Annotated in this window: 27 protein-coding genes and 2 pseudogenes; 22 read left to right on the top strand and 7 right to left on the bottom strand. The window is 40.8% G+C overall.

Annotated elements, in window-relative coordinates; genetic code table 11:
• The first annotated feature begins 174 nt into the window (after positions 1-174).
• Complete coding sequence (gene hisC / locus ABDV70_RS13010) at positions 175-1,257, top strand: histidinol-phosphate transaminase (RefSeq protein WP_343598337.1); 1,083 nt, start codon at positions 175-177, stop codon at positions 1,255-1,257.
• Positions 1,258-1,539: 282 nt separating this feature from the next.
• Here hisC and ABDV70_RS13005 read toward each other — a convergent pair whose 3' ends face one another.
• Together ABDV70_RS13005 and ABDV70_RS13000 are read right to left on the bottom strand one after the other, a co-directional pair.
• Positions 1,540-2,898, bottom strand: a complete 1,359-nt coding sequence (locus ABDV70_RS13005; RefSeq protein WP_343598336.1) for an anthranilate synthase component I family protein — start codon at positions 2,896-2,898, stop codon at positions 1,540-1,542.
• A gap of 122 nt (positions 2,899-3,020) precedes the next feature.
• A complete protein-coding gene (locus ABDV70_RS13000; RefSeq protein WP_343598349.1) occupies positions 3,021-3,569 on the bottom strand; it encodes an NUDIX hydrolase in 549 nt (182 codons plus the stop codon).
• 102 nt (positions 3,570-3,671) lie between these two features.
• Here ABDV70_RS13000 and ABDV70_RS12995 point away from each other — a divergent pair, with 102 nt between their 5' ends.
• The 7 genes from ABDV70_RS12995 to fghA all read left to right on the top strand — a co-directional run bounded on the left by ABDV70_RS12995 (position 3,672) and on the right by fghA (position 9,643).
• A complete protein-coding gene (locus tag ABDV70_RS12995) occupies positions 3,672-4,280 on the top strand; it encodes a CoA pyrophosphatase (RefSeq protein ID WP_343598335.1) in 609 nt (202 codons plus the stop codon).
• Positions 4,281-4,291: 11 nt separating this feature from the next.
• A complete protein-coding gene (locus tag ABDV70_RS12990) occupies positions 4,292-4,834 on the top strand; it encodes a gamma carbonic anhydrase family protein (RefSeq protein WP_343598334.1) in 543 nt (180 codons plus the stop codon).
• A 110-nt stretch (positions 4,835-4,944) separates the two neighbouring features.
• Positions 4,945-5,607, top strand: a complete 663-nt coding sequence (gene tsaB / locus ABDV70_RS12985; RefSeq protein WP_343598333.1) for a tRNA (adenosine(37)-N6)-threonylcarbamoyltransferase complex dimerization subunit type 1 TsaB — start codon at positions 4,945-4,947, stop codon at positions 5,605-5,607.
• A 12-nt stretch (positions 5,608-5,619) separates the two neighbouring features.
• Entirely contained in the window at positions 5,620-6,441 is an 822-nt protein-coding gene (locus ABDV70_RS12980) for an undecaprenyl-diphosphate phosphatase (protein WP_343598331.1), read from the top strand.
• Positions 6,441-7,247: a class I SAM-dependent methyltransferase gene (locus ABDV70_RS12975; RefSeq protein ID WP_343598329.1), complete on the top strand. Its 807-nt coding sequence runs from the start codon at positions 6,441-6,443 to the stop codon at positions 7,245-7,247. The genes ABDV70_RS12980 and ABDV70_RS12975 overlap by 1 nt, the downstream gene beginning before the upstream one ends.
• Before the next feature lie 130 nt (positions 7,248-7,377).
• Positions 7,378-8,799 (top strand): C13 family peptidase, encoded by a 1,422-nt coding sequence (locus tag ABDV70_RS12970; RefSeq protein ID WP_343598327.1) that lies wholly within the window; start codon positions 7,378-7,380, stop codon positions 8,797-8,799.
• 10 nt (positions 8,800-8,809) lie between these two features.
• A complete protein-coding gene (fghA, locus tag ABDV70_RS12965; protein WP_343598347.1) occupies positions 8,810-9,643 on the top strand; it encodes an S-formylglutathione hydrolase in 834 nt (277 codons plus the stop codon).
• A 72-nt stretch (positions 9,644-9,715) separates the two neighbouring features.
• On the opposite strand, the gene ABDV70_RS12960 is transcribed toward fghA, so the two are convergent.
• Positions 9,716-9,991, bottom strand: coding sequence for a DUF2218 domain-containing protein (locus ABDV70_RS12960; protein ID WP_343598325.1), 276 nt, complete (start codon positions 9,989-9,991; stop codon positions 9,716-9,718).
• 178 nt (positions 9,992-10,169) lie between these two features.
• Between ABDV70_RS12960 and rpe the strand changes: the two genes are divergently transcribed.
• The 6 genes and pseudogenes from rpe to ABDV70_RS12930 all read left to right on the top strand — a co-directional run bounded on the left by rpe (position 10,170) and on the right by ABDV70_RS12930 (position 15,802).
• Positions 10,170-10,856, top strand: coding sequence for a ribulose-phosphate 3-epimerase (rpe, locus tag ABDV70_RS12955; RefSeq protein ID WP_343598323.1), 687 nt, complete (start codon positions 10,170-10,172; stop codon positions 10,854-10,856).
• A 382-nt stretch (positions 10,857-11,238) separates the two neighbouring features.
• The gene (locus ABDV70_RS12950; protein ID WP_343598321.1) at positions 11,239-11,697 is read left to right on the top strand and encodes a hypothetical protein; all 459 of its coding nucleotides are present in this window, start codon (positions 11,239-11,241) and stop codon (positions 11,695-11,697) included.
• 45 nt (positions 11,698-11,742) lie between these two features.
• Positions 11,743-13,482 (top strand): annotated as a pseudogene (locus tag ABDV70_RS12945) (copper resistance system multicopper oxidase); the annotation flags it as partial.
• A 151-nt stretch (positions 13,483-13,633) separates the two neighbouring features.
• Positions 13,634-14,458, top strand: coding sequence for a copper resistance protein B (locus ABDV70_RS12940; RefSeq protein WP_343598320.1), 825 nt, complete (start codon positions 13,634-13,636; stop codon positions 14,456-14,458).
• Positions 14,459-14,610: 152 nt separating this feature from the next.
• Entirely contained in the window at positions 14,611-15,090 is a 480-nt protein-coding gene (locus tag ABDV70_RS12935; protein ID WP_343598318.1) for a methylated-DNA--[protein]-cysteine S-methyltransferase, read from the top strand.
• Between the two features lie 52 nt (positions 15,091-15,142).
• The gene (locus tag ABDV70_RS12930) at positions 15,143-15,802 is read left to right on the top strand and encodes a nuclease-related domain-containing protein (RefSeq protein ID WP_343598316.1); all 660 of its coding nucleotides are present in this window, start codon (positions 15,143-15,145) and stop codon (positions 15,800-15,802) included.
• A 12-nt stretch (positions 15,803-15,814) separates the two neighbouring features.
• On the opposite strand, the gene ABDV70_RS12925 is transcribed toward ABDV70_RS12930, so the two are convergent.
• The gene (locus ABDV70_RS12925; RefSeq protein ID WP_343598314.1) at positions 15,815-16,582 is read right to left on the bottom strand and encodes a hydroxymethylpyrimidine/phosphomethylpyrimidine kinase; all 768 of its coding nucleotides are present in this window, start codon (positions 16,580-16,582) and stop codon (positions 15,815-15,817) included.
• An 88-nt stretch (positions 16,583-16,670) separates the two neighbouring features.
• Between ABDV70_RS12925 and ABDV70_RS12920 the strand changes: the two are divergent.
• Positions 16,671-16,766 (top strand): annotated as a pseudogene (locus ABDV70_RS12920) (peptidoglycan-binding protein LysM); the annotation flags it as partial.
• A 253-nt stretch (positions 16,767-17,019) separates the two neighbouring features.
• Complete coding sequence (locus ABDV70_RS12915; protein ID WP_343598312.1) at positions 17,020-17,688, top strand: HAD-IA family hydrolase; 669 nt, start codon at positions 17,020-17,022, stop codon at positions 17,686-17,688.
• 65 nt (positions 17,689-17,753) lie between these two features.
• Here the strand turns inward: ABDV70_RS12915 and ABDV70_RS12910 are convergent, their stop codons facing one another.
• Complete coding sequence (locus tag ABDV70_RS12910; RefSeq protein WP_343598310.1) at positions 17,754-18,929, bottom strand: benzoate/H(+) symporter BenE family transporter; 1,176 nt, start codon at positions 18,927-18,929, stop codon at positions 17,754-17,756.
• A gap of 179 nt (positions 18,930-19,108) precedes the next feature.
• Between ABDV70_RS12910 and ABDV70_RS12905 the strand changes: the two genes are divergently transcribed.
• Positions 19,109-19,579, top strand: a complete 471-nt coding sequence (locus ABDV70_RS12905; RefSeq protein ID WP_343598308.1) for an Lrp/AsnC ligand binding domain-containing protein — start codon at positions 19,109-19,111, stop codon at positions 19,577-19,579.
• A gap of 17 nt (positions 19,580-19,596) precedes the next feature.
• On the opposite strand, the gene hemJ is transcribed toward ABDV70_RS12905, so the two are convergent.
• Positions 19,597-20,049, bottom strand: coding sequence for a protoporphyrinogen oxidase HemJ (gene hemJ, locus ABDV70_RS12900; protein WP_343598307.1), 453 nt, complete (start codon positions 20,047-20,049; stop codon positions 19,597-19,599).
• Positions 20,050-20,064: 15 nt separating this feature from the next.
• Positions 20,065-21,294, bottom strand: coding sequence for a beta-ketoacyl synthase N-terminal-like domain-containing protein (locus ABDV70_RS12895; protein ID WP_343598306.1), 1,230 nt, complete (start codon positions 21,292-21,294; stop codon positions 20,065-20,067).
• Between the two features lie 291 nt (positions 21,295-21,585).
• On the opposite strand from ABDV70_RS12895, the gene ABDV70_RS12890 reads away from it, so the two are divergent.
• The 5 genes from ABDV70_RS12890 to ABDV70_RS12870 form a co-directional block, all read left to right on the top strand.
• On the top strand, positions 21,586-22,968 hold the full coding sequence (locus tag ABDV70_RS12890) for an EcsC family protein (protein ID WP_343598304.1): 1,383 nt from the start codon (positions 21,586-21,588) through the stop codon (positions 22,966-22,968).
• A gap of 182 nt (positions 22,969-23,150) precedes the next feature.
• Positions 23,151-23,525, top strand: coding sequence for a 30S ribosomal protein S12 (rpsL, locus tag ABDV70_RS12885; protein WP_002050319.1), 375 nt, complete (start codon positions 23,151-23,153; stop codon positions 23,523-23,525).
• Positions 23,526-23,684: 159 nt separating this feature from the next.
• Entirely contained in the window at positions 23,685-24,155 is a 471-nt protein-coding gene (gene rpsG, locus ABDV70_RS12880) for a 30S ribosomal protein S7 (RefSeq protein ID WP_004750610.1), read from the top strand.
• 181 nt (positions 24,156-24,336) lie between these two features.
• Complete coding sequence (fusA, locus tag ABDV70_RS12875) at positions 24,337-26,475, top strand: elongation factor G (protein WP_343598301.1); 2,139 nt, start codon at positions 24,337-24,339, stop codon at positions 26,473-26,475.
• 93 nt (positions 26,476-26,568) lie between these two features.
• Positions 26,569-26,695 (top strand): GTP-binding protein (locus tag ABDV70_RS12870; RefSeq protein ID WP_227508804.1); only part of this gene is annotated, 127 nt, incomplete at its 3' end.

Raw genomic sequence — 26,695 nt, 5'->3', positions numbered from 1 at the left:
TTTGTTTCGGCAAAATGAGTCGTGGTTATTGTTGTGTAAAAAAACATTTATTTTCAAAACAATGCTTTTTTCGAAACTTTAATCACTTCTCGTGTTCGACAGGCGGTTGCGATGTTTCGCCTGACCGTGATCGCTTTAGATCAAGATTGATGCTGTAAAAAGAAAGGAAGTAAAATGATTACAGATCAGCAAAAACGTTTTTGGAGTCCTGAAGTCCGTGAGCTGGAGCCGTATATCCCCGGTGAACAGCCAAAAATTCAGAATTTATTAAAATTAAACACCAATGAAAATCCGTATCCACCATCCCCGCGGGTTGTGGCAGCGGTGCAAACTGTATTAGACCATCAGGCGGATGTGTTACGTTTATATCCAGACCCAGATGCATCGGCATTAAAACAGGCGATTGCCAAACAACAACATGTAGATGTTACCTGTGTCTTTGTTGGGAATGGTTCAGATGAAGTTTTGGCACATATTTTTAAAGCATTCTTTATTCAGGATCAGCCGATTTTAACGCCTGACATTTCGTATAGTTTTTATCCTGTTTATAGTCAATTTTTTGATATTCAAACCCAAAAAATTGCATTAAATGAACGCTTTGAAATTGATGTGACAGAGTATGCCATTCCCAATGGCGGCGTAATTATTGCTAATCCGAATGCACCAACCAGTATTGCGTTGTCACTTTCTCACATTGAACAACTGTTACAGATGAACCCGAACAGTGTGGTGGTCATTGATGAAGCTTATGTTGATTTTGGTGCTGATTCGGCTGTAGCTCTGGTTGAAAAATACGATAACTTGGTGGTGTGCCAGACGACGTCTAAATCACGTTCATTGGCGGGTTTACGTGTGGGATATGCGATTGCCCAACCGCATTTAATTGCCGCACTTGAGGCAGTGAAAAACAGTTTCAACTCTTATCCGATTGATCGTTTTGCCATTGCCGCAGCGGTTGCTTCATTCGAAGATCAGGATTATTTCATTGAACATTGTCAAAAAGTGATAGATTGCCGTGAAAAACTGGTTGTAGGTCTGAACAAGCTTGGTTTTGAGGTATTGCCATCGAAAGCAAACTTTATTTTTGCGACACATCCTCAGCATGATGCAGGTGAGTTGGCAAGCTTATTGCGTGAACAGGGCATTATTGTGCGTTATTTTAATAAGCCTCGAATTAATCAATATCTTCGTATTACGGTGGGTACGGCTGAACAAAATCAGCGTTTGGTCGATACTTTAGAGTTGATGTTTAAATAATTCATCTGTTGTATAAGTACTCAGACAATGTTGAATACGTGTAAACATCTTTCGCAATTGTTTGAGTCCAAAACTTCATCTATTTAATGCTGTTACTGTGATTTTTAGAATAGGTGATAGCGAGTTCTACGAAGGACAGTGGTTTTGCCTACTTTTGCGAAAACAAAAGTAGGTTGAACCAACCATTATCTGAGTATTTTGAAAAAGCACATCAAACTATTTTAATGTTTAATGATCGATATTAGTTGATCGAAAATTTGAAAAGATCGCACATGTTTCGCTTTATTCAGACGTATCGTCAAACCATGTATTCAATAAATTCAGCATTGCCTGAATTTTATCAAAACATTCCTGATATTCTGCTTCTGCTTTTGAGGCAATGGTAATACCACCACCAGCCCACATTGAAACTTCTTGTTGATATTTTTGAACTGAGCGAATCAAAATGTTCCAGCGACCTGTACCATCTAAATTAAAATAGCCCAAAGAGCCGCAATATGCCCCACGAGGTTGTTGTTCTAATTCTGCAATAATTTGCATGGCACGGATTTTAGGTGCGCCAGTAATTGAACCACCGGGTGACGCTGTTAGAAGCATTTGCATCGGTTGGATATTAGGTTTTAGTGTAGCTTGAACTTCACTCACCATATGATGTACTTGCTCAAAGCTTTCAATTTCAAACAGTTTATTGGTTTTTACAGAACCCGTTTCAGCATAAATGCTGAGATCATTACGCAATAAATCGACAATCATGACATTCTCTGCCTGATCTTTTTCAGACTGACTGAGCTGGCGTTTTGACGCTGCATCTTGTTCAGGGTCTGCGTAACGTGGCATGGTGCCTTTAATTGGACGGGTTACAATCCGTTGCTGCTGTTGAAAATCTATAAATAATTCTGGTGAACAACTGAGTAATTCAAATTCATCAATTTTTAAGTAGCCTGCATAGGGCGCATGAGTGAGTTGCCAAAATGCGGCAGCAGTTTCGAGCAAAGAACCTTGTGCCTGACCAATAAATTGTTGCGTTAGATTAATTTGGTAACAGTCACCGGCACGAATGTAGTCGATAATTTGTTCAAATGCGTGTAAATACTGTGTTTTTGACCAATGTGCAATACACGGTTGGGTCATTTTAAACGGTGTTGATTGCGGATTTGTTTGATCTAAACAGGTGAGGAGTATTTGATAAATCTGTTCAGCTTGGCATTCTTGGCTGTAAAAAATCCATTGTTGCTGTTCATATTTGAGAAAAGATAGATATTTCCCTAAATAAATTGCAGGTTGTGGATGACGTGGTACATCAACCATTTGTTGTGCGGCAAAATCATATCCGACAAATCCCATCCAGCCGCCTTGAAACTGGGTTTGATCTGTTGAATTTTGTGTTGCAGTACATTGGATGTAGTCTTGCCAATCTCCCTGAACAGGGGTTTTTTGATAACTTAAATCTGCTTGGCGGATAAACTGCTGAGTTTCTTGTTGGGTTATCCGATATTCTTGCGGTAAAAATGCAATAACAGGGTGTCCCTGATCATATAAATAGATCAATCCGTGCAAAGACGATAACCGCAGCAAAATGTCAGACGCAGATAAATTCTGGATGTGTGGGAGAGTTTTGATAAATGCAGAAATGCTCGACATGTTCGCAACGCCAATCAGCAAGGACAACAGAAAGCAAAATATTGAAGTAAATTCAATCGAGAATCAATGTCTATCCCTCTGAATCCCGATTGAAGAGTGAAATGATGAGCGAAATTTAAAAATTAGCCTGTTTCATCTATCCGAGAGCCAATGGTTTCAAGATGCATTGGGAACTGCTGCTGTTTACGGTCTTCAAAATAATGTCGAAGGGTATGCTGTACACTTGGAAAAGCCAGTTCTTCCCATGGAATTTCATCTTCAGCGAATAAGCGACTTTCAATAGTTTCAGGCCCTGCACCAAATTGTCCATCGACAAGGTTGGCTTTAAACAGGACGTAGATTTGACCAATTCGCGGAATATTGTACATACAGTACAACGATTCGATTTCAATTTTTGCTTCAGCTTCTTCCCATGTTTCCCGTGCTGCACCTTGTTCCATGGTCTCGAAAAGTTCCATATAGCCTGCTGGCAATGTCCAGAGCCCATAACGTGGTTCAATGGCACGACGGCACAGCAAAACTTTATCTTGCCATGTCACTAAAGCACCACAGATCACCTTTGGATTTTCATAATGAATATTGCCACAATGTGTACAGACTTGGCGAACTTTAGAGTCACCAAGTGGGATTTTTTCAGTTGTAGGGTGTCCACATTTTACACAGCAGTTCATAATAAGCGTGGAATAGAATAAAGATGGTTCAGCATAACCGAAAAAAACAACTTTGACATCCTTTGTCATTAGAAGACGGACGTATCGGCAATGAAGGTGGATATGCAAGAAAATAATTTAGTGGAACATTTACAACAACAGTTACGTTTTGCAAGACGAACAGAATCAGCTCAAGCGGCTGTTTTGGTTGCTATTACCCGTGAAGATGATCCAAAAGTATTACTTACCCGACGTTCATTGCAACTTTCCCGTCATGCTGGTGAGGTATCCTTTCCAGGTGGTAAGCGTGACCCAACAGATGCCAACAATATTGCAGTTGCGTTACGTGAGGCAAATGAAGAAACGGGGTTGTCGGCAGATGATGTTGAATTGATCGGGGATTTGCCTGTAGAGGAAGCACGGAGTGGTATTACGGTGAAGCCAGTGGTTGGACTCATTTCCAGTTCGGTACATTTGGTTGCACAACCAGCTGAAATAGATCGTATTTTCTTTGCATCATTACGACAGCTGATGAATGCGCCTCCAGTTCCACATGCCATCCAATATGCACAGCAAACGCTGTATTTTCCAAGTATGCACGTGGAAAACGAAATTGTCTGGGGGCTTACAGCACGGATTTTAGTAAATTTGTTTAAATACGGTCTAAGTTATGAAAAAGATTGGCCTTTTTTATTAAATACGCTCAATATAGGAAAAGACGAAAAACAATAAGGACATGACACATGATGTATAAATTTCAAGGATATGTGCCAACAACAACGATACAACCATGGAATGGCTGGATTGCCGATAATGCGGCGGTCATTGGTCGGGTTGAATTAGGCCAAAAAGTCAGTATTTGGTTTGGGGTTGTCATTCGTGGCGATAATAATCCCATCCGAATTGGGGACTATAGCAATATTCAGGACAACGCTGTTTTGCATACCGATGCAGGTTTAGATTTAACGATTGGACAATATGTCACAGTGGGGCATAAAGCCATGCTACATGGTTGCCAGATTGGCGATAACACTTTAATTGGGATGAACGCCGTGATTTTGAATCATGCCGTGATTGGTAAAAATTGCATTATTGGTGCCAATGCCTTGATTCCAGAAGGTAAAGTGATTCCTGATAATTCAGTTGTGGTGGGTTCTCCGGGGAAAATTGTGCGTAGTGTCGATGAAGCTGGGGAAGCCCAACTTAGAGCGAGTGCTTTACATTATGCACAGCATTTTGAGAAGTATTTGGAGTTAGAACCGTATTGGTTTCCACATGATATTTAAATTCCACCATGATGCCGATTTTTGTATTCCGAGATGGAAAAAATCGCGAAGTTGTATGGAACTAGAGTATCATAACCCCGTTTTTTTAGTTTTCAAAATGTAGGGCGTGCATGAAATTGCTGGCATTAGAAACGGCAAATGAGCAGTGTTCGATTTGTCTTGTGAATGACTCTCAAAATGTTTTTTTTAGTTTAAATGATCAGTTAAAGGCGCAGACAAAAACGTTGCTGCCAATGATTGAGCAAGGGTTACAGCAAAACGGTTGGTCAACAGACCAGCTTGACGTGATTGCTTTTAGTCGTGGGCCGGGTTCATTTAGCGGTGTACGTATTAATGCTGCTGTGACACAGGCATTGGCATGGGCCAATGATTTACCAGTTATTCCTGTTTCGACATTACAGGCATTGGCTCAGGCAGCGTATCGTGAACATGGGTTAACCCAAGTGACTGCGGTCTTAGATGCACGTATGCAAGAAGTTTATGTGGCCAATTTTGTTTTAGATCAACATGACATCATGCAAGCAGTCAGTGAAGAAAAATTACTGAGCTATGCTGATGCACAAGCAGAAATCCAGTTTACAGCAGTGGGTTCGGGCGCACATTTGTTGCACCCAGAAACCACATTTGGAAATATCAGTCCAACGGCTGAAGATATTGCAAAAATTGCAGTGTGTTTCGCAGCAAAACAACAATGGGTAACGGCAGAACAGGCTTTACCTGTTTACTTACGTGATAATGCCTGGAAAAAAATTCCAGAGCAGGGGAAACCTTAATTAGGACGCACCATGGATTTAATATTGATGTTAAAGGCGGCCATTATGGGCCTTGTGGAAGGGATCACTGAGTTCCTTCCGATTTCAAGTACTGGACATTTAATTTTAGCGGGGCAGTTACTTGATTTCTGGACACCAGAAAAACGGGATATGTTTGCTGTTGCTGTACAGATTGGTGCGATTGCTGCGGTCATTTATGAATATTGGGGCAAACTTTGGGGCGCGTTGATTGGTGCATTAACAGGTGATGCGCAAGGTCGCCGTTTAAGTATAAACCTAATTGTTGCTACCATTCCTATTATGCTGATTGGCCTGACATTTGGTGAGACAGCTAAAGCGTATTTATTTAATGCAGTCACTGTTGCACTGGCGCTCATTGTGGGTGGTTTTATTATTTTGTGGGCAGAACGTCGCCAACATAAAACGACGTGTGCAGAAGTCGAAAATATGACCTTTAAACAAGCGGTGTGTATTGGTCTGATTCAGTGTTTGGCACTTATTCCTGGAACATCACGTTCAGGTTCAACAATTATTGGATCACTTTTCTTAGGCGTTTCACGTAAAGCAGCCGCAGAATTTTCTTTCTTTTTGGGTATTCCTGTATTGATGGGTGCGGGCTTCCTTGACCTCTTTAAAATGCGTCATGAATTACATACAAATGATATGGAAGTTTTAGGCGTCGGGATTCTTGTTGCCTTTATTTCTGCACTTTTGGTTATTCGTGCTCTGATTCGTTATGTGTCTAAACATGACTTTAGTGCATTTGCATATTACCGTATTATTTTCGGTATTTTAATTTTAGTAACATGGTGGACGGGTTGGGTACATTGGTAATGCAGTTTCAATGTTGGTATCTGTCTGAATATGAAGCGCAAGTGATTGCGCTTCAATCACGTTTAGCACAGCTTGGCGTAAGTATTGAACCGATTGTTGTCGAAAAATTGAATGCTAAATTTTTGCGTTTAAATCCTGAAATGGCGTTGGTTTTTGATGAAGACGGGTTAAGTTTGGCTGCTGAAGGCATGAAAATGCAGCCCAATTGGTTAGGTGAAATTGCGCGACTCAAACGTGCAACTTTAAAAACTGAAATGCTGGCGCGCGCTTGTCAAACCAATGACAAACCAAAGCTGATTGATGCAACCGCAGGTTTGGGGCATGACACATTACTCATGGCACGATTTGGCGCTCAAGTAACGTTGGTTGAACGACATCCTGTGTTATTTGCCTTGTTAGAAGACAGTTATCGCACGGCTTCACAAGATGCGTATTTAGCTCCTATTGTGGCAAATATTCAGCTTGTGCATGCGGACTCTGCCGAATATTTACAACGCTGCATAGACCAAAAAATACAGGTTGATGTGGTTTATTTGGATCCGATGTTTCCACAACGCGATCAAAATCAACAAACAATTAAAAAACAGGCTCAAGTGAAAAAACAAATGCAGCTTTTGCATATGTTATTGCCAGAGCAGGGTGAAATGGACTTGGGTGATCATTTACTTGATTTAGCGAAAGCGGTTGCAAAAAAAGTAATTGTAAAGCGACCACGCCATGCGGTTTATCTCAATCAGGAGACACCACAGCATCAATGGCTAGGAGATGCCTGTCGTTTTGATGGATATTTTAACCATCAGGTATAATCGAATGACTGTCTTTCTCTAAAAAATCGTATAAATTTTTCAAATTGATGAAAAAATCACATTGCGAAAAAAAAATGCAGGCATAAACTAGGGAAAGCAGAAATCTAAATCGCGCACCAGTAGAATTTTTATGATAGACCTGAAACCTTCAATCAATTTTTGGCATGATTTAAAAAGTAACCAAGTCGCAGGTTTATGGTTGTTCCTCGGTTCAAGACGGTCTTTACAGATTGTTCATCCTTCTATTTTTCAGCTCATTTTTTGGGGAGCTGTTGCGGCAGGGGTGAATACGCTTTTTAGCTGGTTGGTTGCAGGGCAGGTCGGCAATTTTAATTCACAGGGTTTAGTGAGTTATGCACTTTGGCCTTTTATTGCACTGATTGTCGGGATTTTTCTGTCACAACGAACCAATAACCCACGTTTAATGTTGGTTCCTGCTTTATTGTGGTTGGTACTGGATGCCAACATTTTGTTAATCCAGTGTTTATTACAGTATATGGGTGATCATGGTTATTTAGATTTTTTGCCAGATAGCATTTATAACATGTTGCCAAATTTGTTTATGGTGCTATTTGTTTGGCAAAGTCTTGCGGTGATTTGGGTCTTTGCCAGAGAATTAAAATGGCCATGGTGGGAACGAGCATTGATTATGTTTGCCACCATTTGTACGTTGGTGGTCTGGCAGATGTCGGTAAAGAATCAACCGATTTGGAAAGTGGATGATGTTCCACCATCAATTGCCGAAGAAGCTTTTTATGCTCAGCCTAATTTACTCAATAAAGCCTTGGAACAAATTCAGTTTGGTGACTTCTCTGAAACACACTGGTACTTTTTAGGTGTGGCAGGTGACAGTTACGACTCGGTTTTCAATTCTGAAGTTCAACGGATTAAATCACAATTTGATACTCGTTTTGGTACATTTGGCAGATCTATTGCTTTAGTCAATAATCCAGAGACACGGACCACATTGCCAATTGCATCGAGAACCAGTATTCAAATGGCATTAAACCGTATTGCACAGCAAATGAATAAAGAAACCGATGTGTTATTTCTATATATGACCTCGCATGGTGAGCCGAATCATTTTGAATTGGAAAATGCCCCAATCGATTTAAAACAAATTGATCCAAAGTGGTTAAAAGAAGCCTTGGATAAAGCGGGCATTCGTTGGCGTGTGATTGTGATTTCAGCGTGTTACTCAGGCAGTTTCGTACCTGCATTACAGTCTGATAATACCTTGGTGATTACTGCATCGGCAGCAGATCGTTCTTCATTTGGTTGTAACAATGAATTGGATTACACCTATTTTGGTCGAGCGTTCTTTGATCAGGCAATGCGGGAGAAATCGACATTGCATGATGCCTTTAATGAAGCACAGGCAACCGTATCAAAATGGGAAACAGCCCAAGGATTTGAGCCTTCTGAGCCGCAGTGGTCTTTAGGTAAAAATATGGAATTAATGTTACCGCAGCTTGAAAAACATTTATTCCCAGAGTCGAATGGACTCTCATCTGGTGCAGTCGTACCTGTTGCAGCACATACCAAACAATAGGATGTCTATGATGGATTTGATACAAAAAAATGTCTGTTTTTCAGGTGAACAACGTATTTATCAATGGCATTCACAACAATTACAAAGCCAAACCAAATTTGGTGTTTATTTGCCACCTGCGGCATTACAAGGAAACGCCTGTCCCGCGCTATTCTTTTTGGCAGGCCTAACCTGTACGGAAGAAACCTTTGCAATTAAAGCACATGCGCAGCAAATGGCATCGGCATTGAATTTAATTTTGATTATGCCTGATACATCTCCACGTGGAGAAAATGTCGCTCAGGGGGATGCTTGGGATTTAGGACAAGGTGCAGGATTTTATCTTGATGCGACTCAGGCACCGTGGGCGGAACATTATCGGATGGAAAGCTATATCATCCGCGAGCTTTATGAGGCCGTACTTGCACAATTTCCAATTCAGCAAGATAAGGTCGGCATCATGGGGCACAGTATGGGAGGGCATGGCGCTTTAACCCTTGCTTGGAAATATCCCGAAAAATTTAAGACGGTTTCTGCTTTTGCGCCCATTTGTGCACCAAGTCAATGTCCGTGGGGTGAAAAAGCCTTTGGGCATTATTTAGGGTATGACAAAACAGTTTGGTTACAGCATGATGCTGTTGTACTTGTTCAAGAAAAAGGTGCACTTTTTAAAGAGGTATTGATTGATCAGGGCTTGGCAGATCAATTTTATTCCCAATTGAACCCTGCATTATTGGAACAGGCATGTAAATCTGTTGGGCAAACACTGACGTTAAGACAGCATGAGCACTATGATCATGGCTATTATTTTATTCAAAGCTTTATTGATGACCACTTAAAATTTCATGCGGTGCAGTTTGGTTAAAGCCTGAAAAAGCTGTCTTTGATGAATAAAAAGCAAAGTGATCCTACTTTGCTTTTTTGTTGTGCAATGGAACTAGGTGGTTTGCCATGCAACTTGAAATTCTTGTTGTGCCATACGGTTTAAGTGATCAATAACAACACCTTCTAGACGAGTATGGTCATCCAAATTACTTTCAATACGAACATCAAGTGTATGTATTTTCGGGATTAAAATGACGGTTGCTGTCGGCATCAAGATACGTGCTTCGGTTTCAGTTTCGAGCACTTCAAATTTATGTTTCCAGTGATTAAGCAATCGTTTTGCAATGCGTTTGGCTTCGGATGTATTTAATGCTGTTTGAGTTATCATCTTAAAATCCTCTATTGACATATCCACCCTAACAAAAAAATTAGATAAGAAAATGCAAATTGATGGAATGTTTTACGCTTTTTTGTAAGATAAAAAGCGATTGTTTTTTGATGCTGGCTATTGTGAGAACAGGAATTTGTTATACTGCGGTTATTCATTTTTTAGCTAGGTTATTTTCATGTCTAAGCCGTATCTGATTGCTCCTTCTATTTTGTCAGCAGATTTTGCCCGTTTGGGTGAAGAAGTCGAAAATGTTCTAGAAGCAGGTGCAGATGTTGTGCATTTTGATGTGATGGATAACCATTATGTCCCAAACTTAACTTTTGGTGCGGGAGTGTGTAAGGCACTGAAAAAATACGGTATTCAAGCGCCAATTGATGTGCATTTAATGGTGTCGCCTGTAGACCGTATGATTGGTGACTTCTTAGAAGCAGGTGCGGATATTATTACTTTCCATCCTGAAGCCTCAGATCATATTGATCGTTCGTTGCAATTGATTAAATCTGGCGGTGCGAAGGCTGGTTTGGTATTTAACCCTGCAACGCCGTTACATTATTTGGATTATGTTTTAGATAAAGTCGATCAGATCCTTTTAATGAGTGTAAACCCAGGTTTTGGCGGGCAAAAATTTATTCCAATGACATTGGAAAAATTACGTCAGGCACGAAAAATCATTGATGACAGTGGGTTGGATATCCGTTTAGAAGTTGATGGTGGTGTAGGACCTGCCAATATCCGTGAAATTGCAGAAGCTGGTGCGGATATGTTTGTTGCAGGCTCGGCTATTTTTGGAAAGCCTGACTATAAAACGGTTATTGATGAAATGCGTGCTGAACTTGCAAAAGTTGGCAGTGTGGATGCCTAGTTTTTTCTTAATTTAGAAGCAAAGCAATTCGCCTTGTATTTGAGCAAGGCGTTGCCTTATTTATTTTTATTTGAAACTCTTCCTCGCAGCTCACAGCATAGCTGTTCGCCTTGCGCTCGGGCAGCGATAATTAATCGCTGCTTTCCCTCGCTCATGTGGATAACTTTGTAGATAACTGCGTGGATAACTATGTGTATAAGGCTATGGATAATCTGTTTATAAAATAAGCTAAATAATAACAACCGATTAAGCTCCCGACCAAGACCTGAGAAGCAGTCAGAAATGAGGTGTAAAGTCTAGAGGTGGAGTGTTTTTATTTGATGTATTTATTTTTTAATTTGAGAAAAAGCACAATCTTGTTTATCCTATTTGGACAAATGTAATGTATATAGTCCAAATGGTAAATTCAAAGCAGCTTTATCAGCGATGTATCTGTATGCTGATCGCCTTGGCGTTTAGCTGCTTGAGTGTATCTAATGTATTTGCTCAGGCCAATCACATTCAAATGCAGGATGCTACAGTTACAGGTTCTAATGCCACAAAACATCAGTACATGACGCATCAAAAGCAACGACTAGCTGCTGAAATGGCTGAACATTGCTCACATGTACATTCACCTGCTCCCTCTAAAGTGACCACAACGCAAATGTTGCATCATGCAGGGTGTTTGGATTGTCAGTTTATGCATTGCCAGACCTTAAATTACGCATTGACTGAACCCAGTGTGAGCATCGAACTGCAACATATTTTACAAGAAAAAGAAATGTCTAAACTACCTGACTATACTTCGCAGGTTCTAATCGGGCATTGGCAACAAATATTACGTCCACCAAGAGCTTAATCTTTTTAAAAAACATTTCGTTTAATTTTAAAGAGAGTTTAAGTCATGTCTATATTTCTATGTCGTCTATCTACGTTTGCGGCTTGTGTATTGCTTTCACCATTTACGGTGGCTGCTATTCGTGAATATCATCTGAATATTGCAGAACAGACAGTCAATGTCACAGGCAAAGCGGTTAAAAAAATTACTGTCAATGGTCAGTTTCCTGCGCCTACATTATATTTTGAAGAAGGCGATGAAGCCGTAATTCATGTGCATAATCAGCTAAAAAAACAAGATACCGCATTACATTGGCACGGCATTTTATTGCCTGCGGTGATGGACGGTGTCCCTGGGTTTAATGGTTTTCAGGGGATTAAACCCAATGCCGATTTCACCTATCGATTTAAGCTGCGTCAAAATGGAACCTATTGGTATCACGCGCATAGTGTCGGGCAAGAACAAGATGGGTTGTATGGTGCTTTTATCGTTTATCCAAAAGGCAAAAAGCAGTTAGACCCTATTGATCGGACTGACCGTGATGAAGTCGTGATGATATCGGACTTTCATCAGGCTTCGAGTGATGAGATTATGAAAAATCTCAAAAAATCTGCCGATTATTATCAAAATCAAAGAGAAATAGTTGCAGATGTTTGGCAGCAAATGAAGACGCAGGGCATTTCCAAAACATGGAAAGAGCGCCAAATGTGGAATCAGATGCGAATGCTGAAAACCGATTTAAGCGATGTTACGGGCTATACTTTTTTAATTAATGGAAAAACCCCACAGCAGAATTGGACAGCACCGTTTAAACAAGGTGAAAAAGTTAGGCTTCGTATGATTAATGCGTCATCGATGTCATTTTTTGATGTACGGATTCCTAATTTAAAAATGACAGTCGTGAGTGCAGATGGTCAACCAGTTCAACCAGTTGTAGTCGATGAGTTTCGCTTTGGTGCAGGGGAAACCTATGATGTGATTGTTGAGCCGAAGCAGGCAAATTATCAGCTGCAAGCCGAATCGATTGATCGTAGTGGTTTTGCGCTAGGTAGCTTACACGAAGTGGGGCAGGCAGAGCCTACCTTTGTTCAGCCCCAACATCGACCACGTGCCTTGTTGACCATGCAAGATATGGGAATGCAGCATGACATGCCGATGTCAGATATGAAACACGACATGCCAATGTCAGGTATGAAACATGATATGCCGATGTCAGATATGAAGCATGATATGCCAATGTCAGATATGAAACACGACATGCCAATGTCAGGTATGAAGCATGACATGCCAATGTCAGATATGAAACATGATATGCCGATGTCTGAGATGGAACAGCATCAAACACAACCAAAATACGTTGAAGGTTGGGCCAATGCTGCAACCCCTGTGGGACAAAAGGCATTGCAATATCAGGATTTACAAGCCAGAACACCTCAAACCGATACGCGTCAACCGACAAGAACAATTGATATTTCCCTAGACGGAAATATGGAGCGTTATATTTGGATGATGGATGGGAAGAAATTTTCTCAGGCAACACCTTTTCAAGTGCAATATGGCGAGCGAGTTCGACTCAAATTTACCAATAACACCATGATGGCTCATCCAATGCATTTACATGGCATGTTTGTACAATTGGAAAATGGACAAACGCTTGAAAACTTACCGAATAAACATACTGTGATCGTACCACCAGGCAAAACAGTCAGTATGTTGCTCACTGCTGATGAATTAGGCGAATGGGCTATTCATTGTCATTTGTTGTATCACATGACAGCAGGCATGATGAATAAGCTTATTGTGGCGAATGTTGCTCCTTCCGAGCTGCCAACCATGCCTAAAAGCACAACAACACCGCGTCCAAGTCATCAACATCATCCAGATATGGAAATGTCAAAGATGGATATGCCCGAAATGGACATGAACCATGCTGTTGAACCTACACAAGGGGAACCGCATGCACATCACTAAACTTTCTTTTTATGGACTTTGTGGCTGGTTACTTTGGTCGGGCCATGGTTGGGCAGAAGAAATTATGCCGATGATGCCAATGCCGCAGCAGCATCACATGATACCGTTATCACCTGCAATGCCTGAGAATCCACAACCTGAATCGCCAATGCAGCAACATCGACATGGTTCTGAAATTTACAATGCAACTTCGTTGGAAAATAAATGGATGTTGGATAAACATGGTCGAGGAGAGGCACACGCTGAGCTTGAAAGTTGGGTCGGGACAGATGAAAACAAATTGTTTATCAAAGGTGATTTTTCTAAAGCTGAATCGGCTCGTGAAGAATACGATGTAAAAGCATTATATAGCCGAAACATCGCTACATTTTGGGATGCACAAACAGGTGTGCGTTATCGTTACGATGCTAATAAGGCAGTTAACAAAGATGCTTTTGATGCCGTGGTTGGGCTGCATGGGCTTGCTCCCTATTTTTTTGAAACCGATGCATATGCCTATGTCGGACAATATCAGTATGTTGGACTTTCATTGGAAGCCAAGCGAGATATTTTGTTTACGCAAAAACTGATTGCCGAACCTTTTGTGAAAGCTCTGCTTGTTCTTCATGACGATGCCAAAATTGCCAAAAAAACGGGGCTGTCTCATGCTGAAGTTGGGGTACAGACTCGTTATGAAATCAATAAGCAATTCATGCCATTTATTGAGGTTGCATATGTCTATGATAAAGGCGATAAAATCAATCAATGGCAGGATGACACCGCATCAGAACAAGGTTTTCAATACGGTTTGGGGCTTTTGTTTAAATTCTAAGGTTTAGTTTTCATGGCATATTGATGTTGAACATCATGCTGTATTGGGTTGCAGCATGATGTTTTTTCTTAAAATTGAGAGCATCTGATTTTAATCAAAAGTGTTTAAATTTCGCTATACTGAACATCTTCATCACAATGGATGTGCCCAGAATGCAGCGTTATTTTACCGAAATGAATAGTCCAGTCGGGCAACTTACTCTGGTTGCTGAAGATGATGTGCTTTTGGCTGTATTGTGGGAGCATGAATACCGCCATTTATTTAAAAATCAACAATTAAACCGAGATGATCAGCACCCTGTATTCATTCAGACACAACAACAGCTGAATGAATATTTTGCAGGAACTCGGCAGAGTTTTGAGCTTAAACTTAAATTTTATGGAACAGAATTTCAGCAAAAAGTATGGCAATGCTTACTTGAAATTCCGTTTTCCGAACGATGTAGTTATGCCGATATTGCGAGAAAAATAGGCAATGAAAAAGCCGTCCGCGCTGTAGGTGCTGCGGTTGGGAAAAATCCGATTTCGATTATTGCACCATGTCATCGTGTAGTCGGTTCAAATGGCAAACTGACGGGGTTTGCAGGTGGTTTAGAAAATAAAAAGTTTTTACTGGATTTAGAACAATCATAAAAAATGGTTTAAGTCATTCGTGATACAGAGCATGTTTATGTAAGGGGAAATAATGTTATTTTTTATTTTTGGAATCATTGCTTTGGCAGTGATTTCAGTTGTGATTTCTTCGCCAAAATTTAAAGGGAAAATGGGTGAAAAAGTAATTCAATTGCAGCACAAAAGATTTTTAGATCCTACGCAATATGTTCTTTTTAATGATTGTACCTTGCCAACATCAGATGGTTTGACCACTCAGGTAGACCATATTTTAGTGAGTCCATTCGGTATTTTTGTGATTGAAACAAAAAATTATAAAGGGTGGATTTATGGGAGTGAACATCAAAAAACATGGACGCAAACGCTGTATAAAAATAAATACAAGTTTCAAAATCCAATCCATCAAAATTATAAACACATCAAAGTATTAGAGTCTTTATTGCAAGATGTGGTGACACAAGATCAATTGCATTCGGTCATTGTTTTTGTCGGAGAAAGCACATTTAAAACAGCCATGCCAAATCAGGTGTTTCAGGGAAGGGCATGGGTTAATTTTATCAAGACCTTTCAAACCCCTGTTTTCTCCGATGTGAAAATGCGGAGGATTCAGCATACGATTGAGAAATACAGTTTGGAACGTAATAGACAGACAGAGAAGCTTCATCTGGATAATTTAAAGAAGCAACATTCAGAACAGAATGTTGCCTCGCAAGCAGTGGATCATGACCAGTAAAACGATAAAAGCTTAAAACCGTTTTGGTATTTTCTGACCATTTGGCACAGGGGATTCAGCGTGTTGCAATACCCCAAAAAGCCATGTTTCGGCATGGTTCACGGCTTGTTGAATATTGTCACCTTGTGCCAAACGCCCTGCAATATAGCTTGCCAATGAGCAGCCTGAACCGTGATATTCGCCTTCTAAACGTGTGCAGGTTGTTTCAGAAATCAGTTCGCCCTGAATATATAAGGCATTACGAATATATTCGGGAGTGTCTTCATGACCGCCTTTGACTAAAACGGCTTTTGCACCCATTTCTAGTAATTTTTTTGTTGCAAGTTCAATGTCATGTTCCCCAGTTAGGGCGTACAGCTCTACAGTGTTGGGTGTCACAAGGGTCGCAAATGGCATGAGTTGTTGGAATGCTTTGGCTAAAGTTGCCTGATCCCCCAAAGAACCTCCACTGTTTGCAACCAGTACAGGATCAAGTACATAGAGATAATAAGGATGTTCAGCTAAAAATTCGGCAAGTGCTACAATATTTTCAGTCGTTCCTAACATTCCCGATTTTACACAACGAATCGGTAAATCGATTACTACTGCATTCGCCTGAGCCAGTAAAAGTTGTTTTGACGTTGCCTGAAAACCAAAAACCTGCTGTGAATTCTGAATCGTGAGTGCTGTACAAGCAATTGCGGCATGTGCTCCACTTTGCCCAATGGCCTCAATATCTGCCTGTAACCCTGCTCCCCCAGAGGGGTCTAATCCTGAAAAACATAACACTGTAGGGCGCATCAGCAATGACTCTTGTCGTTTTAAATAACTATAGTATAGGTAAGATTTATTTAACTTCCGAGTCATTTTGAATCTATTCAGATGCTTTGCCAATCACTATCCAAAAATTTTTGAAGCCAATAAACCGATGCTTAAAAGTGCCGATGAAATTTATGTTGGACAAGTCTTACCTATTCCACAATAACCGAGACATCTGCTTAGGTTTGAAATATCGCTAGCATTTACCCTCCATCTTTGTTTAGTTTTTTTAATTGAACGATGAATGGAGGGTTCTCTTTTTAAAAAATAAAGTGTGTTAGATAAAAATAGCGTAATGGGCATGTGAAAATTTGCCTGTTTATATAAAAAGAACGCCTTATATTTAAATGACAATCTCTCCATCTGCATGTAATTTAAGCTAGTATAGAAACACGCTTTACGACGGGATAGGTTTTATTGTGGCAGACATTCAACATATTTTTTTAGATTTAGATGGCACCCTTACAGACCCGAAACAAGGGATTCATGGATCAATTCGTTATGCTTTAACCAAAATGGGACAGCCATTGTCGGAAAATATTAATATTGACTGGACGATTGGCCCACCTTTAAAAGCTTCTCTTGCCAAACTGTTAAATACACAGGATGAGTCTGCCGCAGAGCAGGCATTGCAATATTATCGAGAGCGTTTTTCAACAATTGGCTTGTACGAAAATGTGCCTTATCCGCATGTTCAGCAAACCTTGCAGCAGCTTCAATACCGCGGTTATCAACTTTATTTGGCAACAGCCAAACCACAAGTCTATGCGGTTCGAATACTAGAACATTTTGATTTATTAAAATATTTTACTCAGCCTTATGGCAGTGAGTTAACGGGCGAGCGTACCAACAAAGGCGATCTGATCCAATACATTCTGCAACAAGAAGCGCTTGCACCTGAAACTTGTGTCATGGTAGGAGACCGTGAATATGACATCTTGGGGGCACGTCGTAATCAGGTGAAAAGCATTGCCGTGACGTATGGTTATGGTACAGAACAAGAGCTTGGACAGGCTCAGGCAAATCAAGAAATTACACAATTCTCTGAATTATTAGAATTTTTCCCGACACGGATTTCAGCTGTATAGCACGGAAAAACACATAGAGCATCCGCAACAGATCTTTGCCTTTTTCTATTGCGGATGCTTACACATTAATGTTTGGTCGGTTTAAAGTTTAAAATCACTGTCACGACGATACCAAGTAATAATCCCCAGAAAGCCGAACCAATTCCGAATAATTGAACTCCAGACGCACTCATTAAGAATGTGAGTACCGCAGGTTCCCGATCTGATGGATGTTGAAAGGCAATGGCAATGTTATGACTAATGGTTCCTAAAAGGGCGATGCCTGCCAAAGTCATAATAAATGCAGAAGGAAATGACAACAATAATTGGGTCAAAGTTGCTGCAAACAGCCCCATGATAATATAAAACACGCCACAACTGATTCCTGCGATATAGCGCCGTTTTGGATCTGGATGAACCTGATCATCTAAACTGACAGCTGCACTGATTGCCGCAAGGCAGACAGAGAAAGCACCAAAAGGTGCAAGTACTGTTTGAGAAACCCCAATCCAGCCGACTAAACTGTTTGTATGTGGTTGATAGCCATAACTTTTAATCATGCCGATCCCCGGTAAAAACTGTGAGGACATATTGATAATAAAAAGTGGGAAAGCAAGTCCAAAACAGGCTGCCCATGAAAACTCAGGCGTTACCCAAACAGGATGGCTGAATGTCCAGTTAAGGGAAGGAAAGTGAAAAGACATCAGTATAGGACATAAAATCATGGCGGCAATGACCGTGATGACAATACTGTAGCGCGGGAAAAGCCGTTTTGAGATGATATAGATCACCAATAAACTTAAAACAAAAGTCCATTGTTGTTCAAGTTGTACAAAAAGTTGAATACCAAATTTGAGCAAAATACCCGCAAGCATGGCACAACTCAGACTCAATGGAATTTTAGCCAGTAAACGCTGAAAAATGCCCGAAAACCCCACGATCACAGTGAGAATACCGCAGAGTACAAAAGCACCAATGGCTTGTTGTAAATTATAATGACTTCCTGTCGCGATAATTAATGCAATGCCCGGTGTTGACCATGCTGTCGCAACAGGGTAACGATATTTCCATGATAAAACGACACCTGTGACCCCAATGGCTAAACCCAATGCCCAAAACCATGAGGCGATTTGCTCAGGCGTTGCACCTAATGTTTGCGCCCCTTGAATCACCAATACAGCGGAAACACTAATCCCGATTAAAAAAGTGATAAAACCTGCAAATACCGCAGGTACTGAAAAATCTTGAAGCAATTTGGACATAACAGGCTGTTCTTCCATGAAATGAATAAAAGAAAAAACGGATAAAACTGGCTTAAATTTATCAGGAATTTAAAAGAAGATGTTTCTTATTTAATCTTTAAAAAAGGAAGTAAATTTTCATAATTTTTTATATTGATGTAGATTATTTTAAATTACATGTTTAAAGCAGGAGAATATTTATGGATGATTTTTCTGGTCTGAGTGTATTGGATTTAAAGATTATGCGAGCGCTACAGGAAAATGGTCGTTTAAGTAATGCCGAGTTGGCAAAACTGGTGGGGATCAGCAGTACATCGTGTTGGAATCATACCCAAAGGCTATTCAAAATTGGGGCAATTCTCAATATTCGTGCCAGTATTAATCCTAAAATGGTACAGCGAGAAACAGTGGTTTTGGTTGGGGTAGTACTTGACCGTTCTACACCTGAAAGTTTTTCTGCATTTGAAGTTGCCGCACAAGGTTTAAACCAAGTATTAGAGTGTTATTTGGTAGCAGGAGAAGTTGATTACTTTTTAAAAGTTAGAATTAAAGATCTTGCTGCTTTTAATCGTTTTCATAGTGAAAAATTAATTGCTTTGCCAGGCGTACGTCAGGTACGCACGTTTTTTGTGTTAAATGAAATCAAAAGCGATGGGGTTTTATTGTTTTAAATTAAAAAAAACCTCAGTTAAAACTGAGGTTTTACGACAACTAAAATAATGACTGCCAATAAAATAACGGTTGGCAATTCATTAAAAAAGCGCCAGAACTTATGGCTTTTATAGTGCGCATTGACCATGAGCTTTTTACGATAATAGCCACAGCTCAAATGATAAAGAATGAGAATCCCCACCAATGCTACTTTAAGATAAAACCAATGTGCCTGATGATAATGTTGTGTTGCATCGCCCCAAGCCACTAAAAAGTGAGCCGTGATGAGCGTTGCAACCATTGCAGGCCACATAATTCCACGATACAGCTTACGTTCCATCACCTGAAAGCGTTGATGACTAATTTCATCATCACTCATTGCGTGATAGACATAAAGGCGTGGCAAATAAAACAATGCCGCAAACCAACAAATGACTGCAATAATATGGAATGCTTTTATCCAAAGAAAAGCATCAGAAGGTGTACCCATGCAAAATCCTAAGGCTTAGCCTTCCCATTTTTTGAAAATGAGACAAGCATTCACGCCACCAAAACCAAAACTGTTACTCATTACAGTATTCAATTTTGCATCACGTTTTTCAAGCACTAGATCAAAGCCTTTTGCACCTTCATCAAGTTCAGTGACGTTAATGTTTGGTGCGATGAAGTCATTTTGCATCATCAACACAGAATAGATTGCTTCGTGTACACCCGCAGCACCCAAGCTGTGACCTGTCATAGACTTGGTTGAACTAAATGCTGGTACTTTGCCTTCACCAAAAGCACGTTCCATCGCTTTAAGTTCAGTAATATCGCCCGCAGGTGTAGAAGTACCATGTGTGTTAACATAGTCAATGCTTTCAACACCGTGTTGTTTTGCTTCATCAAGTGCCATCAGGATACAACGTGTTGCACCTTCACCGCTTGGAGCAACCATGTCTGCACCATCGCTGTTTGCAGCATAGCCAACCACTTCAGCCAAGATGTTTGCACCGCGTGCTTGAGCGTGTTCTAAAGATTCAAGAACCAAGAAACCGCCACCGCCAGCAATAACGAAACCATCACGGTCCGCAGAGTATGGACGTGAAGCTGATTCTGGTGTGTCATTATATTTAGAGCAAAGCGCACCCATTGCATCAAAAAGTAAACTTTGAGACCAGTGATCTTCTTCACCACCACCAGCAAGAATTAAATCTTGTTTACCAAGTTGGATCAGGTTGTACGCATAACCAATGGCATCAGCCGATGTTGCACATGCGCTCGCAACTGAGTGGGATACACCTTGTAATTTGAAAGCAACGCCAACGTTTGCTGTAATGGTGTTGGTCATGTTACGTGGAACAAAGAAAGGGCCAACTTTACGTGCGCCTTTTGTATCCAGTAATTCTTTCATTTCTACAACAGAAGCAGTTGAACCGCCACCGCTACCACCAACGATACCGTAACGTGGGTTGCCTTCTAGATCTGCTGCGGTTAAACCTGCATGCGCCACTGCATCTACGGCAGAATTGTAGGCATACATCGCACAAACGCCCATGAAGCGTTTAAGTTTACGATCAATTTTGTCAAAATCTTGTTCTGCTGCTGCACTTACATGGCTTTTGAAGTTGAGGTCAGCATAAGTCTGGTTAAGGCGCGTTCCTGAAGTCCCATTTTTTAAAGATTCAGTTACTTGTTCTAATGAGTTACCAATGCATGAGTTGATGCCCATACCAGTGATTACAACACGTTTCATCTAAAGATCCCTTAATATGGTGATAATGTTGAGCCAGAGCAGATTAAAAAATACGGACAAAAGCCTGAAATGTAAGTGTTAATAACCGCACTACTCATGTTTAGAATGTCCATCATCATAACAGAAAGTAGTTTTAAATCTTATGGCAAATCATATAAGGGTTCAGATGCCGAAGGGAATATATACAAAATGCCATTTACGTAACTAAAATATACATAATACAGTTGAGATAAATGGCAGCTACTTCTAGTATCTATAACAGATTCAAGAAAAAATAATGGAGCGATGTTAATGCCAAAACAGGTGAATGAACATCCACAAAGTAAGATAAACCAGACTTTGGGAGTGGCTAAAAAGCTCAGTGGAGTAGGGCTTAAGTTTTTAAGCCAACTGAATTCCACACAGGCAACTCCAATTTTTAAACCCCTTTCATCCGCTCATATTATCGAAGGAACTGTACACGAACCTCAGCAGTCTATTCAGGCAGATCAGCAAGATATTCAGCAAATTTTAGGGGCATATTTGCCGCATTTATCACAACGTGTTCTAGGAAAACATTACGGCAAAGTCAGTCAGGTTGCACATATTGTGTCTCCTGTTTCAACTTCACAGGTAGTCGATTTTCTATCCCAGAGGTTGGGGGCATGTGCCAATCGATTAAGTACAGTGGAGCAGGTTTTAGAGCAGGCAGGGGCAAAAAATTTGGATGAGTTGCGTCATGATCTGTCTCGTTCTGGACGAATTAGTCAGGCATTGGTCGAGCAAAACAAGTGGTTTGCGGCAACACAAGGCGCTTTTGCCGCAGTTACAGGTTTTATTGGTGTTGCTGTTGATGTGCCGAGTATTCTGATTTTTGCATTACGTGCAATTTATCAGACGGGTCGAGCATATGGTTTTGAGCTGAACGAACAGGAACGTGAAGCGGTAGATTATATTTTTAAGCAAATCCGAATTGATATTCTGGCAGAAAAACAGAGTTTATTATTTGGTTTAAACACTTTAAATCAATTGTTACAACAAAATGATGTGGCGCAATTACAGCGTTTATTTGGCTCGAATACAAATTCGGACTGGTTGAAATCATTAGCACTAGGTGATGACGGGCAATTGAAATGGGGATGGTTAAATAAAATTCCTCATTTCTCTACTGTTACGCATTTGACACCCATTGTTGCAGCAGGCGTTGGTGCTGGATATAACTGGCGATTTATTCAGGATGTTGGACAAAAATCTCAACACGTCTTTTCGGTTGCAAGGGATTATCTTGAACAGCACCCAGAGGAAAAAATATCTATTTTAGATGCTTATCAGCAAGCGGTTGCATTGGTACAACACCCTGCGACAACACCAATTCCTTTACCTGATGTCGATGCTGCATTTGAAAAAGAGCCAGTTGAGCCGTCAAAAGTTGTTGTGGCTGAACCTATACAAGCAGCTGTAAATGAACCACATCAGACAATGACTCAAGCGCCAACCTCGATACAACAGGATCAAACAGCTGCAACCATTATAGAAACCAAGCAAAAAACAGAAACTGCACCTATTAATTTGGTTAAACAGGGAAAAAAGCTACCTGTTAAGCCAGTATCTTCACCAAGAGCAAAAAAAGTAGCTCCGACAGCGACAACAAAAAATAGTGCAGTACGAACGGTGAAATCCAAGCGCGGAAAATAATGATATCGGTGCAGATGGTCTGGTCGAGTGCAAAACTAACATCATTTGTACATTTATTATGGCTATTTCATTAGCAACGATGCGCTGAATATTGACCAGTATGGTGTTTTTGCTTACAATTGTATGCCCTCAAAAAGCGGTATTTTCTTTTTGAGGTTTTTTATTAACGGGAGACTTGCCAGATGGCAACAACAAATCAGTTGATCCGTAAGGGTCGTACTACTTTGGTTGAAAAATCCAAAGTTCCTGCGTTGAAGGCTTGCCCACAACGCCGTGGTGTTTGTACACGTGTTTACACAACTACACCTAAAAAACCTAACTCAGCAATGCGTAAAGTTTGCCGTGTGCGTTTAACTTCTGGTTTTGAAGTTTCTAGCTACATCGGTGGTGAAGGTCATAACCTACAAGAGCACAGTGTTGTGCTTATCCGTGGTGGTCGTGTTAAAGACTTACCAGGTGTACGTTACCATACTGTTCGTGGTTCTTTGGACTGTGCTGGTGTTAAAGACCGTAATCAAAGTCGTTCTAAATACGGTACAAAACGTCCTAAGAAATAATCTTAGACGGATAACCAAGCAATCCTTTAGCGTTTCGCTTGTTTGAATTCTTAACAGATTTGTAATTCAAGCGACGTATAGTAAGGCCAGCGTAGGGTGCATGACACTTGCACACACTGCTGGATCACCCTGAAGTGTCATAATATTAGGTGTATTAAAATGCCAAGACGTCGCGTAGTCGCTGCTCGTGAAATCCTTCCGGATCCAAAATTCAGTAGCCAAACAATCGCTAAATTCATGAACCACGTAATGCAAGATGGTAAAAAATCTGTTGCTGAAGGTATCGTTTACGGTGCTTTAGAACGTGTTCAAGAAAAAAATAAAGTAGACCCAGTTGAATTTTTTGAAGCTACGCTTGAAAAAGTTCGTCCTATGGTCGAAGTAAAAGCACGCCGTGTTGGTGGTGCTACTTATCAAGTTCCTATGGAAGTACGCCCATCCCGTCGTACTGCTTTAGCGATGCGTTGGTTAGTAGATGCTGCTGCTAAGCGTTCTGAAAAAACGATGGCTTTACGTCTTGCTGGTGAGTTGCTTGATGCAGCTGAAGGTAAAGGCGCTGCGATCAAAAAACGTGAAGACGTGCATCGTATGGCTGAAGCCAACAAAGCGTTCTCTCATTACCGTTTCTAAGCGGATAAAACAGTCCCTAATCAGGAGAATACTCATGTATACAGTAGTTCGATTTAATCTCGCACTTTACCCAAGCGGGGGATTTGCGGGTATTTAAGTTGCCCATATTTGAGTATTCGTGCGCATCAATATTTATTGGTGCGTCCTGTTTTAACAATAACATTTAGGAATGTAAGTCATCATGGCTCGTCAAACTCCGATTTCTCGTTACCGTAACATCGGTATCTCTGCGCACATCGACGCAGGTAAAACTACAACAACTGAACGTATCTTGTTCTACACAGGTGTATCTCACAAAATTGGTGAAGTACATGATGGTGCAGCAACAATGGACTGGATGGAACAAGAGCAAGAACGTGGTATTACCATTACTTCTGCTGCTACAACTTGTTTCTGGTCTGGTATGGGTAACCAGTTCGATCAACACCGTATTAACGTAATTGACACACCGGGACACGTTGACTTCACAATCGAAGTTGAACGTTCTATGCGTGTTCTTGACGGTGCGTGCATGGTTTACTGTGCAGTTGGTGGTGTACAACCTCAGTCTGAAACTGTATGGCGTCAAGCAAACAAATATAAAGTGCCTCGTTTGGCATTCGTGAACAAGATGGACCGTACTGGTGCCAACTTCTTCCGTGTTGTTGAACAAATGAAAACTCGTCTTGGTGCAAACCCTGTACCAATCGTTGTTCCAATTGGTGCTGAAGATACATTCCAAGGTGTTGTTGACCTGATCGAAATGAAAGCGATCATTTGGGATGAAGCTTCTCAAGGTATGAAGTTTGAATACGGCGAGATTCCTGAAAACCTAGTTGATACTGCTAATGAATGGCGTACCAACATGGTTGAATCTGCTGCTGAAGCTTCAGAAGAGTTGATGGACAAGTATCTTGAAGATGGTGATCTTTCTAAAGAAGACATTATCGCAGGTTTACGTGCTCGTACATTAGCATCTGAAATTCAAGTTATGCTTTGTGGTTCAGCGTTCAAGAACAAAGGTGTTCAACGTATGTTGGATGCTGTAGTCGAATTCCTTCCTTCTCCTACAGAAGTTAAGGCAATCGAAGGTATCCTTGACGATAAAGCTGAAACTAAAGCATCTCGTGAAGCATCTGACGAAGCTCCGTTCTCTGCACTTGCGTTCAAAATCATGAACGACAAATTCGTGGGTAACTTAACATTTATCCGTGTTTACTCTGGTGTTCTTAAACAAGGTGATCCAGTGTATAACCCAGTTAAATCTAAGCGTGAACGTATTGGTCGTATCGTGCAAATGCATGCGAACGAACGTCAAGACCTTGACGAAATCCGTGCAGGTGATATCGCAGCGTGTGTAGGTCTTAAAGACGTTACAACGGGTGATACATTGTGTGATGAGAAAAACATCATTACGCTTGAACGTATGGAATTCCCAGAGCCAGTAATTGCGCTTGCGGTTGAACCAAAAACTAAAGCTGACCAAGAAAAAATGTCAATTGCTTTAGGTCGTTTGGCGAAAGAAGATCCTTCATTCCGCGTTCGTACAGATGAAGAATCAGGTCAAACAATTATCGCTGGTATGGGTGAGCTTCACCTTGACATCATCGTTGACCGTATGAAACGTGAATTCGGTGTTGAAGCGAACATTGGTAAACCAATGGTTGCTTACCGCGAAACAATCAAAAAGACTGTTGAGCAAGAAGGTAAGTTCGTACGTCAAACAGGTGGTAAAGGTAAATTCGGTCACGTATATGTCCGTCTTGAACCACTTGATGTTGAAGCTGCTGGTAAAGATTACGAGTTCGCAGAAGAAGTTGTTGGTGGTGTAGTACCTAAAGAATTCTTCGGTGCGGTTGACAAAGGTATTCAAGAACGTATGAAGAACGGTGTCTTGGCTGGTTACCCAGTTGTAGGCGTTAAAGCGGTTCTTTTTGACGGTTCTTACCATGATGTCGACTCTGACGAATTGTCGTTCAAAATGGCAGGTTCTTACGCATTCCGTGATGGTTTCATGAAAGCAGATCCAATCTTGCTTGAACCTATCATGAAAGTTGAAGTAGAAACTCCAGAAGACTACATGGGCGATATCATGGGTGACTTAAACCGTCGTCGTGGTATGGTTCAAGGTATGGACGATCTTCCTGGTGGAACAAAAGCAATTAAAGCAGAAGTTCCATTGGCTGAGATGTTTGGTTACGCAACTCAAATGCGTTCTATGTCTCAAGGTCGTGCGACATACTCTATGGAATTTGCTAAATATGCTGAAACTCCACGTAACGTGGCTGAAGGCATCATCGCTAAGTTCCAAGCTGGTGGTAAAAAAGGTGACGACGAGTAATCTTTCGATTACTATATTGCCTAACTAGAATTTTAGTTTAAAACCTATTGCTCATGGGTGACCCTCATGAGCAGTTTATAAAGGAAGATCATCATGGCTAAAGCCAAGTTTGAACGTAATAAGCCACACGTAAACGTGGGTACAATTGGTCACGTTGACCATGGTAAAACAACTCTTACTGCTGCAATTGCAACAATCTGTGCAAAAACTTACGGCGGTG

This window comes from Acinetobacter sp. (assembly GCF_039596015.1).
Taxonomy (GTDB): Bacteria; Pseudomonadota; Gammaproteobacteria; order Pseudomonadales; family Moraxellaceae; genus Acinetobacter.
Note: the sequence above shows the minus strand (reverse complement) of the source record. Positions and strands in the feature narration are given on the sequence as shown.

Excerpts from the sequence above, each read along its gene's own strand:
- hisC (WP_343598337.1), top strand. The coding sequence starts at position 175 with ATGATTACAGATCAGCAAAAACGTTTTTGGAGTCCTGAAGTCCGTGAG.
- ABDV70_RS13005 (WP_343598336.1), bottom strand. The coding sequence starts at position 2,898 with ATGTCGAGCATTTCTGCATTTATCAAAACTCTCCCACACATCCAGAAT.
- ABDV70_RS13000 (WP_343598349.1), bottom strand. The coding sequence starts at position 3,569 with ATGAACTGCTGTGTAAAATGTGGACACCCTACAACTGAAAAAATCCCA.
- ABDV70_RS12995 (WP_343598335.1), top strand. The coding sequence starts at position 3,672 with ATGCAAGAAAATAATTTAGTGGAACATTTACAACAACAGTTACGTTTT.
- ABDV70_RS12990 (WP_343598334.1), top strand. The coding sequence starts at position 4,292 with ATGATGTATAAATTTCAAGGATATGTGCCAACAACAACGATACAACCA.
- tsaB (WP_343598333.1), top strand. The coding sequence starts at position 4,945 with ATGAAATTGCTGGCATTAGAAACGGCAAATGAGCAGTGTTCGATTTGT.
- ABDV70_RS12980 (WP_343598331.1), top strand. The coding sequence starts at position 5,620 with ATGGATTTAATATTGATGTTAAAGGCGGCCATTATGGGCCTTGTGGAA.
- ABDV70_RS12975 (WP_343598329.1), top strand. The coding sequence starts at position 6,441 with ATGCAGTTTCAATGTTGGTATCTGTCTGAATATGAAGCGCAAGTGATT.
- ABDV70_RS12970 (WP_343598327.1), top strand. The coding sequence starts at position 7,378 with ATGATAGACCTGAAACCTTCAATCAATTTTTGGCATGATTTAAAAAGT.
- fghA (WP_343598347.1), top strand. The coding sequence starts at position 8,810 with ATGGATTTGATACAAAAAAATGTCTGTTTTTCAGGTGAACAACGTATT.
- ABDV70_RS12960 (WP_343598325.1), bottom strand. The coding sequence starts at position 9,991 with ATGATAACTCAAACAGCATTAAATACATCCGAAGCCAAACGCATTGCA.
- rpe (WP_343598323.1), top strand. The coding sequence starts at position 10,170 with ATGTCTAAGCCGTATCTGATTGCTCCTTCTATTTTGTCAGCAGATTTT.
- ABDV70_RS12950 (WP_343598321.1), top strand. The coding sequence starts at position 11,239 with ATGTATATAGTCCAAATGGTAAATTCAAAGCAGCTTTATCAGCGATGT.
- ABDV70_RS12940 (WP_343598320.1), top strand. The coding sequence starts at position 13,634 with ATGCACATCACTAAACTTTCTTTTTATGGACTTTGTGGCTGGTTACTT.
- ABDV70_RS12935 (WP_343598318.1), top strand. The coding sequence starts at position 14,611 with ATGCAGCGTTATTTTACCGAAATGAATAGTCCAGTCGGGCAACTTACT.
- ABDV70_RS12930 (WP_343598316.1), top strand. The coding sequence starts at position 15,143 with ATGTTATTTTTTATTTTTGGAATCATTGCTTTGGCAGTGATTTCAGTT.
- ABDV70_RS12925 (WP_343598314.1), bottom strand. The coding sequence starts at position 16,582 with ATGCGCCCTACAGTGTTATGTTTTTCAGGATTAGACCCCTCTGGGGGA.
- ABDV70_RS12910 (WP_343598310.1), bottom strand. The coding sequence starts at position 18,929 with ATGTCCAAATTGCTTCAAGATTTTTCAGTACCTGCGGTATTTGCAGGT.
- ABDV70_RS12905 (WP_343598308.1), top strand. The coding sequence starts at position 19,109 with ATGGATGATTTTTCTGGTCTGAGTGTATTGGATTTAAAGATTATGCGA.
- hemJ (WP_343598307.1), bottom strand. The coding sequence starts at position 20,049 with ATGGGTACACCTTCTGATGCTTTTCTTTGGATAAAAGCATTCCATATT.
- ABDV70_RS12895 (WP_343598306.1), bottom strand. The coding sequence starts at position 21,294 with ATGAAACGTGTTGTAATCACTGGTATGGGCATCAACTCATGCATTGGT.
- ABDV70_RS12890 (WP_343598304.1), top strand. The coding sequence starts at position 21,586 with ATGCCAAAACAGGTGAATGAACATCCACAAAGTAAGATAAACCAGACT.
- rpsL (WP_002050319.1), top strand. The coding sequence starts at position 23,151 with ATGGCAACAACAAATCAGTTGATCCGTAAGGGTCGTACTACTTTGGTT.
- rpsG (WP_004750610.1), top strand. The coding sequence starts at position 23,685 with ATGCCAAGACGTCGCGTAGTCGCTGCTCGTGAAATCCTTCCGGATCCA.
- fusA (WP_343598301.1), top strand. The coding sequence starts at position 24,337 with ATGGCTCGTCAAACTCCGATTTCTCGTTACCGTAACATCGGTATCTCT.